The sequence below is a fragment of the Mucilaginibacter sp. 5C4 genome, assembly GCF_034345625.1.
Classification (GTDB): domain Bacteria; phylum Bacteroidota; class Bacteroidia; order Sphingobacteriales; family Sphingobacteriaceae; genus Mucilaginibacter; species Mucilaginibacter aurantiaciroseus.
In genome coordinates this window covers 2,991,804-3,010,748 of sequence record NZ_CP133775.1, presented here as the reverse complement: position 1 = coordinate 3,010,748, position 18,945 = coordinate 2,991,804, and the positions used below count along the sequence as shown (strand labels likewise).

Sequence of the window (18,945 nt, the reverse complement as noted above, 5' to 3'; positions counted from 1 at the left end):
AAATCTATCAGATTTCCGATCAACCTTTTTTAACGAATTCTGATTTAAGCGCCATAGCACCAAAACCTTCGATCTTACAGTCAATATTGTGGTCGCTATCCACTAAGCGGATGTTTTTTACCTTGGTGCCGGCTTTGATTGGCTGCGGGCTGCCTTTTACCGGGAGACTTTTGATCATGATCACTGTATCACCATTCTTAAGCTTATTGCCATTGCTGTCTTTCACCAGGAAGCCCTCCTCATTTGCGGTTTCTTCACCCAGACTCCACTCATGACCGCATTCAGGACAAACTAATAAGCTTTCCAATTCATAAGTATAAGGGGATTGGCAAATGGGACAAGGGACAAGTTTACTCATGGTGATTAAATTTATTGAGAGCGCAAAGGTAACAATAGTTCGTGTCTAAGCGCCAATGGAAGCGGCTAACGACTTAAAGTAATTTTATTCACTTACAATTTAGGTTGCTACTATAAATATCAAAGAAGTCAATCTGATCCAATTTGAAATTGGGTTATTTGAAATGACTTTATGATTTCGTAGTTTAGGGTAATATCCAGATCAAGCTCCTTTAGATAATTTAATTCTGATAATGCGATGTGTTAGGCTTAACAGCACTGATAGGAGGCATGATTTATTCAATTTCTAATTGTGATAAATAGTTATTACCTTTACAACAAGGATAAGACCCATTTTTTAGGTCTTATCTCCGAACAAGAGGTAAAATGGCTGCCAGTGTGTACATATCGAAGAATTTAACAGAAACTCAGGTAGCATTTCTGAAGTTGCTGGATGAGTATGAAATTCAGCTATTTAGGTTTGATGAAATTGAAAAGCAAATTGCGCAACAATTTGACAACCTGAACGAAGTGCTTGAAAATCTCGTTCACAAGGGGTTGCTGGCCAGGATTGAGCGCGGTAAGTTTTGCCGCCCGAATTTTACGGATGAAAACGTGATCGGGACATTTGTAGTAACGAATAGCGCGGTCGCCTACTGGTCGGCATTAAATCAACATGGATTAACGGAACAGTTTTCCAATACCGTCTTTATACAGACGACCAAGGAAAAAGAGGACAAAGTTATTTTTGGCACCTCCTATAAGTTCGTGAAGATCATTCCCACAAAGCGCATTGGAATTATGTGGAACGGACAAGGAAATTTTAAGTATCCCATAACCGACGTAGAAAAGACGGTCATTGATTGTTTTGATCAGCCACAGTACTCCGGCGGCTATGCTGAACTTTTACGGGCATTCGTACAAGCTGATTTAAAGGCCGACAAAATGATCGCTTATTGCAGAGCAGCGGCAAACATTGCGGTAACAAAGCGTATCGGCTTTCTGACGGAATTTTTTGAAAAGAAGTCACTTAGTGCATTTGTGGATTATGCCCAAACGCAGGTCAATGAAAAGTACAGCCTGGTTGATCCTTTAGGTAGCGAAACAGGCGACTTTGTATCAGCCTGGAGATTAAGATTAAATATCAGCAGACAACAATTGGAGGGCATCGCCCAAAAGGAATATTAGTGTGATACTAAAAAGAGAAATAGATAATAAAGCCAAAGAACACCTGGTTTCCAGGAGTACCATTGATAAGGATTGGGTATTAGGCCATTTTATAGACGCCATTTTTTCCATACATCGGTGCAGAAACAGTATCGTGTTTAAAGGCGGAACCTGTTTGAGAAAGTGCTACATCAATGATTACCGGTTTTCTGAGGATCTTGATTTTACAGTAACCAGTCCTGATTTTATACTGGATAAGGCATTACTGACGGAGATCACAACATTAGTTACCGAACGGACGGAATTACCCTTATATGTTGAACAGCTTACCCAACTACGGCATAAGAACACCCCCACGGGCTATGCGGCAATAGTCAAGTTTTGGGGAGCGGATCATTCTAAAGATCAGGCTGTACCGCCACCAGAACGATGGACGACCAGCATTAAAATTGAGATGATACAATATGAAAAATTACTGTTCCCGGTAATAGTGCGACCTGTTACGCATGGCTATTGCTGAATGATTGCAAATTATAGCCATCGCAATACAGCGCGGCCATAACAAACAAAGGATCAAATTAAAAGAATATTTTATGAAAACTGCACAATCGTTTCGAATTCACTTTGTCTTAAGGGCGTATTTAGCCAAAAATGGAAAAGCGCCGCTTTATGTCAGCGTAACCGTTAATAAGGAAAAATGCCTGATCGGGTTAAAGCAAAGTATTGACCTCAATAACTGGGATGCTGAAAAAGGGATACCCAAAGGAAACCGTGAACAAGTAAAAGTACTGAACAGCTATCTCGACGAAGTTAAATTGGCACATGAAAGCCGCCGTAAAAGGACAGGATATCGTCTATATCAACCTGGCCGGTGACCTCGAAGCCATGACCAAAAACATTGTAGCTGCGATGAAAGAGAAAGGCGTAAACAAAGTGATCTTCATCAGTTCTATCGGCATATACTGTATGCCGCTAAAACCGGTACTTAACGCTTACCGCAAAAGCGCTGATGTCATTGAAGACTCCGGGCTTGATTATATGATTCTCAGACCGGAATGGTTCAGTAATGACGACCAGATCAATTACGAGACCACTCCTAAAAGCGCCCCCGAAAAGGCGGAACCATATCACGGAAAAGCTTGGCTGCATTAATTACAGCGATCATTCTATCCCCTGAAAAATACAGCCGTGCGAACCTGGGTGTTAATCAGAAATTAACCGCCATTTGAATTCGGCCTTCCTTATTTAAGCGACAGAACGTGCGGCGACAGGCAGAGAGAACCAAAAAGTGCTGCCTGTCCCTTTTTCGCTGATCACCCCGATTTCGCCATGATGGACTTTAATGATTTCCGCGCAAATAAATAGCCCGAGCCCTAATCCTGTATATTGGCTGCCACTATTGTCCACCCTGTAATAACGGTCAAAAATAAAACGCTGCTTTTCGAACGGGATACCCGCACCTTGATCACTCACGGAAACCTTGACCATGCCATTGGCTTTTTCAATAGCTATATTGATCAGTTTAGAATCAGGCGCATATTTAATGGCATTGGTAATAAAATTAGTGATGACCTGGTCGATCCTTACCGCATCTGCGTAAACTTCCACGCCCATATCCCCCGCGGTAGCGATGGTATAGATACCCTCTGACCGAATATACTGGCAAGATTCCATGATCACATGGGCCAAAACCACATCTTTTGGACTGATATTCAATTGTCCCTCATTTAATTTACTGGCATTGAGCAGGTCTTCGACCAGCAAATTTACCTTGGCCAGGCTTTTATTGGCCTGGACGATCATCGGCAACATCTTAGGCGAAGGATTATCTTTCATCCGGTCCAATAACTGCAGCGCCGCTTTCAGGCTGGTGAGCGGCGTCTTTAATTCATGGCTGGCAATGCTGATGAAATCGTCCTTTTGTTGCTGCAGTAACCTCAGCTCTTCAATATCAGTGGCAGTCCCTACCCACAATTGCAATTCGCCATTTTCGTTTTTGATCGGCATGACCCGTAATAAATGCCAGCGGTATGACCCGTCCGCCCGTTTAAGCCGGAGCTGAAACTCCCCGCCGTCGCCATTTTGCCGGATGAGGCTGAACCTGGCTGAGCCCTTGGGCAAATCGTCGGGATGAACAACTGTTTTTAATCCGGTTATATTATTCCTGTTTGCGCTTAAGCCCGTATAATCATACCAACGCACATTGAAAAAAATAAATTTGCCCTCGGTCGTATTTGTCCAGGCGATCTGTGGAATGGTTTCCATCATATTTCTGAACCGGTGCTCACTTTCTGTTAAAGCCTGGGTACGACGGCTTACCCTATCCTCCAGTTCCAGGTTTAATTGCACAAGCTCGCTGTTTAGGGTCTTTAACTTTTCATCTGTCACCTGCTTTTCTTTCTTTACGTTGGCATCGTTCAACGCCCGGGTGATCTTTACGGATAAGCTGAATAACTTAGACTTGGAAGCGTAATCTGTCACCCCGTCTTTGATCAGTTCAACTGCATTCTCCTCGCCGATAATCCCCGAAACGATAATAAAAGGCGTATGGGGATGGCTGGCTTGTTTGATACGGAAAGCAGTGACAGCATCAAAAGCCGGGAGTGAATAATCAGATAAAATGATGTCAGGTTTGAAGTCAAGCAGTGCCTTTTCAAAGCCCATACGGGTTTGAACTACCTCTGCAATAAAAAGCAGGCCGGACTTTTTCAGCTCACGACGGAGCAGGTCTGCGTCGCTTTGATTGTCTTCAACAATAAGTATCCGGGTATCGGCTATCATGGCTATTAGTGCGGCGGTTGGCTAAGTACCATCCAGTATAAACCAATTTCTTTGATCGCCTGGAAAAAATTATCACTGTCCACGGGCTTTACGATATAGCTGTTCGCGCCGAGCGCAAAGCATTTTTCAATGTCCGGTCCCTCATTGGAAGAGGTCAGCATCACGACCGGTATAGATTTGGTTTCGAGATTAGATTTGACCTGTTCCAATACCTCCATTCCCGATACTTTGGGCATTTTCAGGTCGAGCAAGATGAGTTTTGGGAACTCCTTAGGATCTCTGGAGGCATAATCACCCCGGCAAAAAATGAAATCAAGCGCTTCAGCGCCGTCAAGCACATGGTGTAGCTTATTCGTAAAACCACTTTTGGTTAGCGCTCGGATAGTTAATATCGCATCATCCTTACTGTCTTCGGCAAATAAAATCTCCACGTTGTTGTAATTCATAATTAATGGTTATAGTTCGTGCTTGCTCTCCGGCAGGCTGAAATAAAAGGTTGTTCCCTGATCTAATAAAGATTCTGCCCATACCGCGCCCTGGTGACGGCTGACAATTTTTTGCACAATGGCCAGCCCGATCCCTGTACCTTCAAATTCTTCCTGGGAATGCAGTCGTTGGAAAACGCCAAACAGCTTATCGTAATATTGCATATCAAAGCCCGCCCCGTGATCTTTAACACTATAAACGACCTGATGTCCCTGTAATTTGGAGCCTATCTCTATCGTTGTTGTTTCTTTGTACTTTGAATATTTGATCGCATTGGAGATCAGGTTAATCCAAACCTGTTTGATGAGCGATTTATCGCCATTAGCCGGTAATAGGCTGCCGATCTGATATACCGGCATATTTTCACCCTCCTCGGTGATCAATTCATCGATGACGGCAGCCACGAGGCTTTCCATATCAATGGCGGAAATAGCCACTTGTTTTCTACCCAGTTTGGAGAATGCCAGCAGATCATCGATAAGGTTACCCATTCTTTTTGAGTTATGGATGATCGACTGCAGGATGGTGGTGCCGTCCGCATCAATTTTGTCCCCATAATCTTCTACCAGGATCTTTGTGTAACCATTAATGGCCCTGATCGGAGCCCGGAGGTCATGTGAAACGGAATAGGAGAATGAACCCAGTTCTTTGTTGACCGATTCCAGCTGCGCTGTACGTTCCACCACTTTTTGCTCCAGTTCATCGTTTAATTTCCGGATATCTTCTTCCGCGTTTTTTAATTCCCGGTTGGCCGTGATCAATTCTTCCGCCCGTTTTTCCTTTTCTTCATTTTGAAATGCCAGCTCTTTATTGGCAATGACTAATTCTGCCGCGCGGTTTTCTTTCTCTTCGTTTTGAAAAGCCAGCTCTTTATTGGCGATGATCAATTCATTGGCACGCTTTTCTTTCTCCTCATTTTGGAACGCCAGCTCTTTATTGGCGATGATCAGTTCGTCTGCCCGCTTTTCTTTTTCTTCATTTTGAAAGGCCAGCTCATTGGCGCGTTTTTCCTTTTCTTCGTTTTGGAAGGCCAGTTCTTTATTGGCAATGATCAATTCATTGGCCCGCTTTTCTTTTTCTTCATTTTGAAAGGCCAGCTCATTGGCGCGTTTTTCCTTTTCTTCGTTTTGGAAGGCCAGTTCTTTATTGGCAATGATCAATTCATTGGCCCGCTTTTCTTTTTCTTCATTTTGAAAGGCCAGCTCATTGGCGCGTTTTTCCTTTTCTTCGTTTTGGAAGGCCAGTTCTTTATTGGCAATGATCAATTCATTGGCCCGCTTTTCTTTTTCTTCATTTTGAAAGGCCAGCTCATTGGCGCGTTTTTCCTTTTCTTCGTTTTGGAAAGCCAGTTCTTTATTGGCGATGATCAATTCGTCTGCCCGCTTTTCTTTTTCTTCATTTTGAAAGGCCAGCTCATTGGCGCGTTTTTCCTTTTCTTCGTTTTGGAAAGCCAGTTCTTTATTGGCGATGATCAATTCATTGGCCCGCTTCTCTTTTTCCTCATTTTGGAACGCCAGTTCCTTATTGGCTACGGCCAGTTCTGCCGCCCGGTTCTCCTTTTCTTCGTTTTGAAAAGCCAGCTCTTTATTGGCGATGATCAGTTCGTTCGCCCGTTTTTCCTTTTCCTCATTTTGAAAAACCAGTTCCGCATTTGCAATAATTAATTCTGCTGCCCGCTTTTCCTTCTCTTCATTTTGAAAAACAAGTTCCTTATTGGCAATAATCAATTCGGCTGCGCGGTCTTCCTTCTCCGCGTTCTGGAACTTCAGTTCCTTATTAGCAATGATCAGTTCAGCCGCCCGGTTCTCTTTTTCTTCATTTTGATAATCCAGTTCCTTATTAGCGATGATCAGTTCGGCTGCCCGGTCTTCTTTCTCCGCATTTTGAAACTTCAGTTCTTTTTTGGCAATGACCAGCTCAGCCGCGCGGTTTTCCTTCTCCTCATTCTGATAATTCAGTTCCTTATTCGCGATAACTAATTCCGCGGCGCGGTTCTCCTTCTCTTCGTTTTGGTAATCCAGTTCCTTATTGGCGATAACTAATTCTGCCGCACGGCTTTCCTTTTCACGATTTTGTAAAGCCAAACGTTCATTAGCGATCATCAATTCATCCGAATCGTTTTTTTTCATAGCTTGGTAAAGAAGTAGTATGGGTGAGGAAATGGCTGCTTTATGCTGACCTAAACGCAGTCGCTTTTTTTTAGAAGTTCCTAAAGTTAACCTTTAAAAACGATAACAAAGAATCGTTAGGATTTAATGTATCACGTCTCCAATGCGGATAGCATTCATGATCCTGTTGTGTAGCAGTATAGGAGGTGCCGATAACTTTAAGGAGCAGCTGTATTTTACACCTGTTGAGCCGACTGATAAAATGAACACACCATAACGACTCGCGTTTGTGCAGGGGCTGTTTTTCTAAACACCCAACCCTGTTGATCGGTATCGGCAGAAGCTTCTTATTTTAAATAAAACGTGGCATCATTATAGACCGACAACGTATATGGCTGACTTACAATGATTATTAAAAATCCGCGGCTCACTGATCATGAGCTGCTTGCCAAGGTCCGTGCCCAAAGCCGGGAAGATGCGGAAGCACTGTATGACCGCTATGCGAAAGCTCTTTTGTTGGCTATCCTGCGCCGTGTGCCCAACTAATATTCAGCAAATGATGTTCTTCTTGAAACTTATCGTTGTGCCTGGCAGAGCATTAATTCCTATCGGAGAGATGAAAGCACCTTGCTCAGCTGGATGATGACGATTGCTAGAAATCAGGTGATAAATCATTGTGAGGCTAATAGTATCTTGAAAACCATACACCTAACTGAAGCTAATGTCAGGGATTAATAAAGTGATTTTAGTAGGTCACGCAGGAAAAGAACCGGATTTAAAAAAATAGCTGATGAAGTTGCGGTCTTGAGTTTTCCGCTGGCAACCTCCGAAAAATTGAACAAGAATGGCGTGAGTGCGGAAATCACTGAATGGCACAATATTGTTATGTGGCGGGGACTAGCGGAAAGTGCTTATCTGTTGTTAAAAAAAGGAAGCCTCGTTTACGGCTACCCTGACTATAACCAGGTTGTATATCCGCTTCAGCCCGTTGGCTCCAAAACCGACCTTAGCGTAGAGCAGGGCGACTTTTCCGTTTTTAAATAAGGTGAAGTGTTTTTAGGGAATACGCAAAATTTCTCGGATGGTGCGGTTCAAAAACTAAAAGAATTGGTAGAAAAAAATATATCTGAAGTGAGAATCAAATGCATTGTTTGATCAATCCTATGACATAAACTCTTATAGGATTATAAATATATATTTTAGTATAAATTAATTTATACTTTTTTGTATATATTTATTATTTATCTATCTTTGTAATAGTAATTTGAATTACCATTATAAAATTCTATAAATTATGAGCAAAGAATCATCCACAACAACCCTTGAAAATTATACAAGAAGTGATTATAAATATGGATTTACTAGTAATATTGATACTGAACTCATTCCAAAAGGTTTAAATGAGGACATCGTCCGATTAATATCTTCTAAAAAAGAAGAACCTCAATGGTTACTTGACTGGCGCTTAAAAGCCTTTAACCACTGGGAGAAAATGACTGAACCTAAATGGCCCAACGTAAAATATCCACCAATAAATTATCAAGAGATCATTTATTATGCCGCCCCGAAAAAGAAAAATATACTCAATAGCCTGGATGAAGCAGATCCTGAACTTTTGAAGACATTTGAAAAACTGGGCATTTCAATAGATGAACAAAAACGATTGACAGGAGTTGCGGTTGATATCGTAATCGACAGCGTATCTGTTATTACTACCTTTAAAGAAGCATTATCTCAATTAGGCATCATCTTTTGCTCGTTTGGGGATGCAGTAAAAGAACATCCGGAATTAGTAAAAAAATATATGGGGATGGTTGTTCCGGCTACTGATAATTTTTATGCCGCGCTTAATTCTGCAGTGTTCACTGACGGTTCTTTTTGTTACATCCCCAAAGGCGTTCGTTGCCCGATGGAGCTATCTACTTATTTCCGTATCAATGCCGAAGGATCCGGGCAATTTGAAAGAACATTAATTGTAGCCGAAGCAGGTAGTTATGTTAGCTATCTCGAAGGGTGCACCGCCCCGGTGAGAGATGAAAATCAATTGCATGCGGCAGTAGTTGAGCTCATAGCGCTTGATGACGCTCAAATTAAATATTCCACCATTCAGAACTGGTATCCGGGTGATAAAGACGGGAAGGGGGGCATCTATAACTTTGTCACTAAAAGAGGATTGTGTGCCGGAGTGAGATCAAAAATAAGTTGGACACAGGTTGAAGCTGGTTCTGCCATTACCTGGAAGTACCCGAGTTGTATTTTAAAAGGAGACTATTCAACCGGCGAGTTTTATTCTGTTGCTGTTACTAATAATTTACAACAGGCCGACACAGGAACTAAGATGTGGCATATTGGTAAAAACACTAGTAGTACTATTATTTCCAAAGGCATTTCCGCTGGCCGAAGCAATAACTCGTATAGGGGATTGGTTAAAGTCGGTAAAAATGCTGAAAATGCAAAGAATTTTTCACAATGTGATTCCTTATTAATGGGAGATAAATGTGGTGCAAATACTTTCCCTTATCTCGAAATAGATAATGAAACAGCTCAGATTGAACACGAAGCCACTACTTCTAAAGTGGGTGAAGACCAGTTATATTATTGTATGCAAAGAGGATTGAAACAGGAAGATGCCATTAACCTTATTGTTAATGGTTATTGCAAGGATGTATTTAGAGAATTACCTATGGAATTTGCAGTGGAAGCACAAAAATTGCTGGCGGTAAGTTTAGAGGGTAGTGTTGGATAATAAATATTAAATAAAAAAGAACAAATGTTAAAAATAAAAAATTTACACGCCGAAATAGAAGGAAAAAAAATATTAAATGGCATTAACCTTCAAGTAAATGCTGGTGAAGTGCATGCCATTATGGGTCCAAACGGAGGTGGTAAAAGTACGCTGGCACATGTTTTGGCAGGGCGTGAAGGCTATAAGATTACAGAGGGTAGCGTTAGCTATATGGGTAAAGACTTGCTTGAATTATCGGTTGATGAACGTGCCAGGGAAGGTATATTCCAGGCATTTCAATATCCCATAGAAATACCGGGTGTAAGCACTGCAAACTTTCTTAAACATACCATTACCGCGGTTAGGAAGCATCAACAAAAGAAAGAACTGAGCGCCAAGGAAATGATCACTTTTATTAAAAAGATGGCAAAAATGGTGGAGATGGAGGATGATTTTTTGAGCCGTTCCCTAAATCAGGGATTTTCGGGTGGAGAAAAAAAACGCAACGAGATATTACAAATGGCTGTATTGGAGCCCAGGCTTGCCGTATTGGATGAAACTGATTCCGGGCTTGATATTGACGCATTGAAAATAGTTGCCAATGGCGTTAACCAATTAAAAACAAAGGACAACGCTTTTATAGTGATTACCCACTATCAACGATTACTCGATTATATTATCCCAGATTTTGTACATGTGCTATATAATGGGCAAATCGTGAAATCGGGCGATAAAAATTTAGCATTGAAGCTGGAAGAAAAAGGTTATGATTGGATTAAAGAAGAAGTAGAAGCGCTAACAATAAATTGATTTTAAAATGTGCTACTGTCTAAAAATAAAAGAACAAGCAACATCTTAAAAAGGTAAAATATAACTATGATAACTCCACATACACCAGATAAAGAAGATAGAAGGACAAAGTTTATTGAACTATTCCGTATATACGAAAATACGTTAAATGGACAGAAGGATTATGTAGGGCATGCTATACAAAAATCGGCTATTCAACGATTGAGCAATGACGTAGATTTTCCGACCAGAAAAAATGAGGATTGGAAATACACCAGTGTTGCTGAAGTACTTGAGCAGCAATACCGGCAGCCTAAACTTGTTGATATGACAATGGAAGATATCAGGCCTTTTCTTTTTAAAGGGCTGGATGTATTCTTGCTGGTTTTTGTGAATGGTAAATATAATAAAACACTTTCGGCAAAAGACGAATTACCGAAAAGTATTATAGTACAGGATATTTCCTCGGGTTTGAAAGAAGATGGCCTGACAAAAGCAATATCGTTTGAATATTTGTCTAAATGGGCCAAAAAAGAAAAAAATCCTTTCATTGTATTGAATACTGCTTTTGCTCAAAACGGAACTTTTATTTATGTACCCGACGGGCTTGTTTTGGATCGGCCGATTCATATACTCAATATAAATTTTACAAAAGATGAACCAATAATTATTAGCCCGCAGAAAATAATTGCAGTTGGAGAAAATAGTAAGCTTACAGTTATTGAAACCTATCACCATTTAAATAATCCACAACAAACTTATTTCACAAACACAGTGAGCCAGATGGTTCTAAAAAGAAATGCGGTAGTTGATCATTATAGGATACAGGATGAAGGAGAGCATGCATTTTTTATTAATAACACAGAAGTTGAGCAAATGCGTGAAAGTATATACAGCTCTTATGTCGTCGATTTGGGCGGACAATTAGTAAGGAACAACCTTAGTTCCATTTTAATGGGTAGCGGGACAACTACCAATTTTTATGGTATTTATGTTGGCAGGGATAAGCAACATATAGATAATCAAACCTTTATAGATCACGCATATCCAAATTGTAACAGTAACGAGTTGTATAAAGGAATCCTTACGGATAGTGCTAAAGGGGTATTTAATGGTAAAATTATGGTACGGCCGGATGCTCAGAAGACAAATGCTTTTCAGAAAAACCATACCCTCGTGTTGTCAAAAGCCGCTTCGATGAATAGCAAGCCCCAGCTGGAAATTTTTGCGGACGATGTTAAATGCAGTCACGGTGCAACTATTGGACAATTAAATGAAGAAGCGTTGTATTATATGCGTTCCAGGGGGCTTTCTAAAAAAGAAGCTATATCAGTTTTAAAACAAGCTTTTTTAACAGAGTTAACTGAGTTGATTCAAATTGAACCTGTAAGGGAAAAAATAGAACAGATGCTTCTTAATAAATTCAAGCTATTAGCGGACACAATTAATAAACCATTAAACTGATAAACAATATGTCTGAAATAACCGAAGATGATATTATAAAAATACTGACTCCCATTATTGAGCCCGACCTCAAAAGAAGTATTATTGAGTTAGGATTAGTGAGCGGTATTCATATCGAAGGAGATATAGTCACTTTCAGCGTTATGATAAGTAGTCCCACCATGCATAGTAAAAAGCAAGTGAACGATGACTGTACTAATGCTGTCAGACAATCATTAGGTGAGCATATTCAGCTAAATATAGATATAAAAGCCCTCCCCGGTGTTAAACATAGAAATCCAGAACTGCGCTCATTATTACCAGGTGTTAAACATATTATTGCAATCGCCTCTGGCAAAGGTGGTGTGGGGAAATCTACAGTTGCCGCGAATCTTGCAGTGGCATTAAGCCTTTCAGGTGCAAGGGTAGGGTTATTGGATGCTGATATCTATGGCCCTTCAATGCCGCTTATGTTTAATTTAGTGAATAGAAAGCCAATTTTTGATAATACATCTGGCCGCAATATGATGGAACCGATCCAATCCCATGGAGTGGGAATTTTATCTATTGGTTTTTTTGCTGAAGCATCACAGGCAGTTCCCTGGCGAGGACCTATGGTCTCTAAAGCCCTTATGCAATTATTTCAGGATGCAGATTGGGGTAGTTTAGATTATTTACTTGTGGATCTTCCACCAGGCACCGGCGATATTCACCTGACCCTGGTAGATAAAATTCCTCTTACAGGGGCTATTGTAGTCAGTACGCCACAAGAAGTAGCTTTGGCTGATGCCAGGAAGGGCATTAGCATGTTCCAGATGCCTACGGTTAATGTAGCGGTGCTTGGCTTAGTTGAAAATATGGCATATTATGTACCAGAGGGTAATCCTGATAAAAAAGATTACATATTCGGACAAGATGGCGCAAAAAAATTAGCAGATCAAATGAAAGTTCCCTTATTAGGTCAAATACCTTTAATAACACGAATACGAGAAGCGGGCGATGTTGGAATACCGGCAGCATTGAATGAAAATTCCATAGAAGGTAAAATGTTTAAAGACTTAGCCCGAAATGTAATTGAGTGCATAAAAAATTTGAGTGCGGCTCCATCGAAAGAAAAAATCGGAGTTTAAAGGTCATAAAAGGACCATAAGACATAGAAAATAAAAATAATTAAGGTTATAAAAACACAAAATGGAAGTAGCAGATAAAATAGCATTAGAAACAATGGTCATAGATGTTCTAAAAACTTGTTTTGACCCGGAAATACCTACTAATATTTATGATTTAGGATTGATATATGAAATAAAGATTGATAAGGAAGCCAATGTGCACACCATAATGACACTAACGTCACCTTCCTGTCCGGTAGCAGGGATTCTTCCGCCAGAAGTGGAAGATAAGATCAGGAATATTATTGGAGTGAGCAGTTCTAAGGTAGAAGTAACCTGGGAACCGCCCTGGTCAAAAGACATGATGAACGAGACTGCTCAATTTGAGCTTGGAATGCTATAAATTTAATAACTAAAACCGAAAAAATGGAACTATTTAATGTAACAAAAATGACCCAGCAACCTACTTATGATGCTGTTAGTGTTCAACCTATGAGAGATGAACTGACCGCTGTAGGCTGCAAGGAATTATTAACACCGGAAGACGTGGATAAGGCCTTAGGAAGACAGGACGATAAAACGGTATTTGTTGTATTAAACTCCGTGTGTGGTTGTTCTGCGGGTAGCGCACGGCCTGCTGTAATGGTAGCATTGCAAAATGGCATTATTCCGGATGAGCTATACACGCTATTTGGCGGAATGGAAAAAGATGCGGTCGATCTTTACAGAAGCAAATATCTTCCAAATTACATTCCTTCTTCGCCCGGAATTGCCCTTTTTCGAAATGGCGAGCCTGTGGCCATTTTTCAACGTTCTGACATTGAGAAACATACAGCAGATAGCATTTCAAAGGAATTGGTATCTATTTTTAATCAAGAGTGCAATAATACAGGGCCATCAATTTCTGCGAAAGATTTTGAAAATGTTACAAAAGGTAAATATGGTTGTTATACTGACCGCTCGAAGGTTAAAGAATAAATTGACATTGTTTATTTAGTTTGTATAAACCATCAACAGCTGTCAAATTAGCTAAGTTTTTCTCTGGAGAATTTGCTTGAAATAGTAAATTAGATGCAAAAATAAATATAATTATGAAAATAACAGCCCAAGTTGAGTACGGTTTAAGAATAATGTTGAGGATAACAGCGTGCAGGGATGAGAAAGGATTGAGTATCCGGCAACTCAGTGAAGCAGAAGGATTATCTACAAACTATGTTGCTAAATTAACGAGAGTCCTTCGTATGAAGGGATTGATTAACAGCACAAGAGGGCATGTGGGAGGGTATATATTATCAAAGCCACCTGCTGCTATAACAGTTAACGATACGTTGAAAGCATTGGGCGGAAGCTTTTTCGATAAAAAATTCTGTGAAAGCCATACAGGAATGCTGACGTTATGCACCAATTCAGTTGATTGCTCCATCCGGTCGCTCTGGTCAATGATGCAGGCTTCGCTTGATAAGTTGTTGGATAAGGTAACTCTTGAAGACATGGTGAAAAATGAAAATGATGTTACTGTTGTTTTGCGGAATATTATTGTTGGGAATTTAGTTTAGATTTTTTTACTATGGCTATAATAATAACAGAAGAGTGTATTAACTGCGGAGCATGCGAGCCCGAATGTCCGAATAATGCAATTTATGATCCGGGAGCAGCCTGGAGATTTTCGGACGGTACTGAATTAATTGGCATCATTGATTTAGGTGATGGGGATACCCTTAATACCGAAGAAACACAGGCTGCATTATCAGATGAGATATATTATATAGTACCCGATAAGTGTACCGAGTGTGTTGGTTTCCATGATGAACCCCAATGTGCCGCAGTTTGTCCTGTAGATTGCTGTGTGGATGATCCAGACCATAGAGAAACAAAAGAAGAATTACTAAACAAGAAAGAGTTTATGCATATCGTATGAGTACTATACTTGAAAAAATACAAATAGAAAAGGTTGGTCAATTTATGGGGCATGGCGGAGCCATTTTTACTTTAGAACCTGCACATGATCACCATTTTTATTCTGGAAGTGGTGATAACTTGGTAGTAGAATGGAATATTAAAGATCAAAAGCAAAACAAAGTTGTTGCCAAGTTGCCTGCCAAAGCAATGGCATTGAAATATATTCCAGATAGAAACTTATTGCTTGTTGGCCAGTCATTAGGGGGTATCCATGTTATTGACCTAAACAAGAATGAAGAAATAAGGCTTTTACAGCTTCATCGACAATCCATTTATGATATCCAATATCTTCCGGAAAAAGAATGCTTTTGGGCATTAGCTGGCGATGGTACGTTTTCAGTTTGGTCAATCAACGATTTCTCACTTATTACAGCATTGAAAATTTGTGACAAAAAGATACGAAGTATAGACTTCAATATTATTTTGAATGAGGCAGCTATGGGATGTGGGGATGGAACTATTCGGATTTTTGATTTTGAAACGTTTGTCGAAAAGAGAATTCTTAAAGGCCACTGTGATGACTTTTCGGTAAATACAGTACGCTATCATCCAAATGGAAGATACCTTTTATCTGGTTCAAGGGATGCCTTCTTAAATGTATGGGATAGTGAAAATGATTATACCTTGATTCATCATATTCCTGCCCATAATTATGCTATTTACAGCATTGTTTTCAGTCCGGATAAAACCCTTTTTGCTTCTGGAAGCAGGGATAAAACCATTAAAATATGGGATGCAGGAAAATTCGAGCTGTTGTTACGCATTGATAAGTCACATCATGGAAGTCATACCCATTCAGTGAACAAGCTTTTATGGAGTGATTTTAATAATTACCTGGTTTCAACCGGTGATGACAAAGCGATCATGGTATGGAAAATTGCCTGAATTAGCTCGATTATTCCTGATTTACTGCTGATGCAACGTAAAGTCGGGGTAATTAAAATAACTTATGGGCGGATCCCCCCTTGTGTAGATAAAATTACAAAACAGTCAATTTTATTATGAACAGAAAAAAAATAGTGATTGTCGGTGGGGGTTTTGCAGGCATTCAATTCATTGAACATCTTGACCAGAATTTATTTGAGGTATTACTTATTGACAAACTCAACCATCACCAGTTTCAACCTTTATTCTATCAAGTTGCCACTTCACAATTAGAGCCAAGTAGTATTTCGTTTCCACTTCGTAAAATTTTTCAAAACAGAAAAAACACTCAAATTAGAATGACTGAAGTATTGAGTATTGAACCAGGCACAAATAGTATTAGCACAACAACAGGAAGTTTTAATTACGATTATATGGTAATAGCAACCGGTTGTAAAACGAATTTTTTCGGCAACCGGGAGATCGAAAAATATGCTTATGGGCTTAAAACAACTTATGATGCTATCAAAATAAGGAACAAAATTCTGTACAATTTTGAATACTTGCTATCCGTTGATGAAAGTGAAAAAGAATATCTGCTAAACATTGTTATTGTTGGTGCAGGGCCAACGGGTGTTGAATTAGCCGGTGCTTATGCGGAAATGAAAAAAAACATCCTTCCAAAAGATTTTCCATTAATTGATTTCAAAAATCTTAAAATCATTTTATTGGAAGGGGGCTCGCATACACTTAGTAACATGAGTAAAATGGCACAAAAAGCTTCAGAAAGTTATTTAAAAACATTAGGAGTGGAAGTAAAAACAAATGTAATTGTAAAAAACTACGATGGTAGAATTGTAACACTTAATAATGGCGAATGTATTAAAAGCAAGCATGTAATTTGGACAGCCGGAGTTACCGGAAATATAATCAGCGGCATTGATGAAAAAATAATTGTGAACAATCGAATTAAAGTTGACAGATATAATTTAGCACAAGGCTATTCAAATATTTATGCAATAGGCGACATTGCTTATATGGAAACCCCCACTTACCTAAAAGGCCATCCTCAGGTTGCTAATGTAGCTATCAATCAAGCAAAAAATCTGGCAAAAAATTTTACCTCTTTATTGCAAAATAAACCCTTGCGGCAATACGAATATACAAATCTGGCTTCAATGGCTACGATCGGTAAAAATAAAGCCGTGGTTGATTTACCCTTCATTAAATTCAAGGGATATTTTGCCTGGTTAACATGGATGTTTGTACATCTGGCGTTGATACTAAGTGTAAAAAATAAATTAATAATTTTCATTAATTGGGTCTGGAGTTATTTTACAAAAGACTCGTCATTAAGATTAATACTAAAAGAAAATAACAGATGACCATTCCAACAATTCACGAGATGAACGCAAGCGTGCAGTTACCACATACTATTTATGCCCAGATGACCCCAAATCCTGCTTCGATGAAATTTATTCTCAATTCTTTGTTGATTAAGGAAGAAGGTAAGAGCGTGGAATTCCGTACCATCGAAAGGGCAGAAGCATCACCATTGGCAAAAAAATTATTTGAATTTCCTTATGTCAAAGGGGTTTTCATCGCTGCAAATTTTGTAACAGTAACTCAGGACGAAAGCACAGAGTGGCATGAAATTATTCCCGAACTGAAAGAACTCATCAAGTTACATATTGCATCAGGCGAAGAAATTTTTAGTGAGGAAATGATTACACAGGTTGGTTCGGAGGTTGCTCCTGAAACAATTTCGGGTAATCTCGATAAAAAAATAATGGATCTGTTGGACGAGTTTATCCGTCCTTCGGTGGAAGGCGATGGTGGAACTATTCACTTCAAATCATTCCTCAACGGCAAGGTAACGCTCGTGCTGAAAGGTGCGTGCAATGGATGCCCCTCTACCAAAACAACTTTGAAACAGGCTGTTGAAAATCTTCTGCGTAGAATGGTTCCAGAAGTGGAAGAAGTGATTGCTGAGACTGCTTGAAATATTCGGCATTTCTTTAATTTCCGTTCAAGCAAAGCCATAAAAAGGCAATAAGGATAAAAAATAAAAATGAGTAAACATGGAAAGATAGTGGTAGCAATGAGCAGTGGAATTGATAGCTCCATTGCTGCTATAATGCTACATGAAGAAGGATATGAAGTGATTGGAATTACCATGAAGACATGGGATTATGCTACCGCAGGTGGTTCAAAAAAGGAAACAGGATGCTGTAGCTTAGATTCAATTAATGATGCACTCATGCTCGCCGTTAAATGTGGTTTTCCTCATTTGGTTCTTGACATTAGAAAGGAATTCGGCAATTATGTTATCGACAATTTTGTTGATGAATACGTTGCTGGACGGACACCGAACCCTTGTGTCTTATGCAATACACATATAAAATGGGACGCCCTCTTGAAAAGAGCAGATCGGTTAGATTGCGAATTTATTGCAACGGGGCATTATGCTCAAGTGCGTTATGAAAACAACAGGTATGTTGTTTCGAAGGGGGTAGATGAAAAAAAAGATCAATCGTATGTGTTGTGGGGATTGAGCCAGGAAAGCCTTAAACGCACCAAATATCCGTTAGGTAAGTTTCATAAAAGTGAAATAAAAAAAATAGCAATAGAAAGCGGATACCCTGAGCTTGCCTATAAAAGTGAAAGTTATGAAATATGCTTTATTCCAGATAATGATTACAGGGGGGTCTTAAAAAGAAAAACAGAAGGATTACAAGAAAAAGTAAATGGTGGAGCCTTTATATTGACAGATGGAACGGTAATAGGCAGACACAAAGGATACCCATTTTATACCGTAGGACAGCGTAAAGGATTGGATATAGCTATGGGCGAACCGAGATATGTAACTAAGATAATCCCCGAAACCAATACCGTTGTACTGGGAACAAAAGAAGATTTAAAGCAACAAGAGATGTGGGTTCGTAACTATAATCTGATTAAGTATCCGTCTTTTCCAATAAATAAAGAACTATTAACGAAAATCAGATATAAGGATGCCGGTACAATGAGTTCTGTTAAAGAGGTAAATGGAATGATTAAGGTATTGTTTCATAATAAAGTTTCTGCAATTGCCCCGGGTCAATCCGCTGTATTTTATGAAGGAAACGATTTAATTGGTGGGGGATACATTGTTTAAAATAGCTCAAAAAATAGATTT

At 39.6% G+C, this 18,945-nt stretch carries 21 protein-coding genes and 2 pseudogenes; 19 read left to right on the top strand and 4 right to left on the bottom strand.

Annotated features, from left to right (window positions below; genetic code table 11):
* Positions 1-19: 19 nt before the first annotated feature.
* Positions 20-358, bottom strand: a complete 339-nt coding sequence (locus tag RHM67_RS14110) for a zinc ribbon domain-containing protein YjdM (protein ID WP_322227443.1) — start codon at positions 356-358, stop codon at positions 20-22.
* Between the two features lie 365 nt (positions 359-723).
* Between RHM67_RS14110 and RHM67_RS14105 the strand changes: the two genes are divergently transcribed.
* The 4 genes from RHM67_RS14105 (at position 724) to RHM67_RS14090 (ending at position 2,655) form a co-directional block, all read left to right on the top strand.
* Positions 724-1,524: a hypothetical protein gene (locus tag RHM67_RS14105; RefSeq protein ID WP_322227441.1), complete on the top strand. Its 801-nt coding sequence runs from the start codon at positions 724-726 to the stop codon at positions 1,522-1,524.
* A gap of 1 nt (position 1,525) precedes the next feature.
* On the top strand, positions 1,526-2,023 hold the full coding sequence (locus tag RHM67_RS14100; protein ID WP_322227440.1) for a nucleotidyl transferase AbiEii/AbiGii toxin family protein: 498 nt from the start codon (positions 1,526-1,528) through the stop codon (positions 2,021-2,023).
* A gap of 73 nt (positions 2,024-2,096) precedes the next feature.
* Entirely contained in the window at positions 2,097-2,378 is a 282-nt protein-coding gene (locus tag RHM67_RS14095; RefSeq protein WP_322227439.1) for an Arm DNA-binding domain-containing protein, read from the top strand.
* Positions 2,326-2,655: an NAD(P)H-binding protein gene (locus RHM67_RS14090; RefSeq protein WP_322227438.1), complete on the top strand. Its 330-nt coding sequence runs from the start codon at positions 2,326-2,328 to the stop codon at positions 2,653-2,655. Before RHM67_RS14095 ends, RHM67_RS14090 begins: the two co-directional genes overlap by 53 nt.
* 93 nt (positions 2,656-2,748) lie before the next feature.
* On the opposite strand, the gene RHM67_RS14085 is transcribed toward RHM67_RS14090, so the two are convergent.
* From RHM67_RS14085 to RHM67_RS14075, 3 genes are read right to left on the bottom strand one after another with little or no spacing between them, the layout of a single operon-like run.
* The gene (locus tag RHM67_RS14085) at positions 2,749-4,284 is read right to left on the bottom strand and encodes an ATP-binding protein (protein ID WP_322227436.1); all 1,536 of its coding nucleotides are present in this window, start codon (positions 4,282-4,284) and stop codon (positions 2,749-2,751) included.
* Positions 4,285-4,289: 5 nt separating this feature from the next.
* Positions 4,290-4,730, bottom strand: a complete 441-nt coding sequence (locus RHM67_RS14080; protein ID WP_322227434.1) for a response regulator — start codon at positions 4,728-4,730, stop codon at positions 4,290-4,292.
* 9 nt (positions 4,731-4,739) lie between these two features.
* Positions 4,740-6,899, bottom strand: a complete 2,160-nt coding sequence (locus tag RHM67_RS14075; protein ID WP_322227432.1) for an ATP-binding protein — start codon at positions 6,897-6,899, stop codon at positions 4,740-4,742.
* 384 nt (positions 6,900-7,283) lie between these two features.
* On the opposite strand from RHM67_RS14075, the gene RHM67_RS14070 reads away from it, so the two are divergent.
* From RHM67_RS14070 to mnmA, 15 genes and pseudogenes are all read left to right on the top strand, one after another.
* On the top strand, positions 7,284-7,424 hold the full coding sequence (locus tag RHM67_RS14070; protein WP_322227431.1) for a hypothetical protein: 141 nt from the start codon (positions 7,284-7,286) through the stop codon (positions 7,422-7,424).
* Positions 7,425-7,439: 15 nt separating this feature from the next.
* Positions 7,440-7,613, top strand: a pseudogene (locus tag RHM67_RS20645) (sigma factor); the annotation flags it as partial.
* Positions 7,600-7,823, top strand: a pseudogene (locus RHM67_RS14065) (single-stranded DNA-binding protein); the annotation flags it as partial. The pseudogenes RHM67_RS20645 and RHM67_RS14065, both read left to right, overlap by 14 nt.
* Positions 7,824-8,172: 349 nt before the next feature.
* On the top strand, positions 8,173-9,624 hold the full coding sequence (gene sufB / locus RHM67_RS14060) for a Fe-S cluster assembly protein SufB (protein WP_322227430.1): 1,452 nt from the start codon (positions 8,173-8,175) through the stop codon (positions 9,622-9,624).
* Positions 9,625-9,648: 24 nt separating this feature from the next.
* Entirely contained in the window at positions 9,649-10,413 is a 765-nt protein-coding gene (gene sufC, locus RHM67_RS14055) for a Fe-S cluster assembly ATPase SufC (RefSeq protein WP_322227429.1), read from the top strand.
* A 66-nt stretch (positions 10,414-10,479) separates the two neighbouring features.
* Positions 10,480-11,856, top strand: coding sequence for a Fe-S cluster assembly protein SufD (gene sufD / locus RHM67_RS14050; protein WP_322227428.1), 1,377 nt, complete (start codon positions 10,480-10,482; stop codon positions 11,854-11,856).
* A gap of 8 nt (positions 11,857-11,864) precedes the next feature.
* Complete coding sequence (locus tag RHM67_RS14045) at positions 11,865-12,965, top strand: Mrp/NBP35 family ATP-binding protein (RefSeq protein ID WP_322227427.1); 1,101 nt, start codon at positions 11,865-11,867, stop codon at positions 12,963-12,965.
* A gap of 61 nt (positions 12,966-13,026) precedes the next feature.
* On the top strand, positions 13,027-13,347 hold the full coding sequence (locus RHM67_RS14040; RefSeq protein ID WP_322227426.1) for an iron-sulfur cluster assembly protein: 321 nt from the start codon (positions 13,027-13,029) through the stop codon (positions 13,345-13,347).
* A 23-nt stretch (positions 13,348-13,370) separates the two neighbouring features.
* On the top strand, positions 13,371-13,922 hold the full coding sequence (locus RHM67_RS14035; RefSeq protein WP_322227424.1) for a BrxA/BrxB family bacilliredoxin: 552 nt from the start codon (positions 13,371-13,373) through the stop codon (positions 13,920-13,922).
* A gap of 113 nt (positions 13,923-14,035) precedes the next feature.
* Positions 14,036-14,500, top strand: coding sequence for an Rrf2 family transcriptional regulator (locus RHM67_RS14030; protein WP_322227423.1), 465 nt, complete (start codon positions 14,036-14,038; stop codon positions 14,498-14,500).
* Positions 14,501-14,511: 11 nt separating this feature from the next.
* Entirely contained in the window at positions 14,512-14,862 is a 351-nt protein-coding gene (locus tag RHM67_RS14025; protein WP_322227421.1) for a 4Fe-4S dicluster domain-containing protein, read from the top strand.
* Positions 14,859-15,788, top strand: coding sequence for a WD40 repeat domain-containing protein (locus RHM67_RS14020; protein ID WP_322227420.1), 930 nt, complete (start codon positions 14,859-14,861; stop codon positions 15,786-15,788). Before RHM67_RS14025 ends, RHM67_RS14020 begins: the two co-directional genes overlap by 4 nt.
* 116 nt (positions 15,789-15,904) lie before the next feature.
* On the top strand, positions 15,905-17,152 hold the full coding sequence (locus RHM67_RS14015; RefSeq protein WP_322227419.1) for an NAD(P)/FAD-dependent oxidoreductase: 1,248 nt from the start codon (positions 15,905-15,907) through the stop codon (positions 17,150-17,152).
* Positions 17,149-17,769 carry a NifU family protein gene (locus RHM67_RS14010; RefSeq protein WP_322227418.1) on the top strand — a complete coding sequence of 207 codons (621 nt, stop codon included), beginning with the start codon at positions 17,149-17,151 and terminating at the stop codon, positions 17,767-17,769. The genes RHM67_RS14015 and RHM67_RS14010 overlap by 4 nt, the downstream gene beginning before the upstream one ends.
* Positions 17,770-17,838: 69 nt before the next feature.
* Positions 17,839-18,924, top strand: coding sequence for a tRNA 2-thiouridine(34) synthase MnmA (gene mnmA / locus RHM67_RS14005; protein ID WP_322227417.1), 1,086 nt, complete (start codon positions 17,839-17,841; stop codon positions 18,922-18,924).
* Positions 18,925-18,945 lie beyond the last annotated feature (21 nt).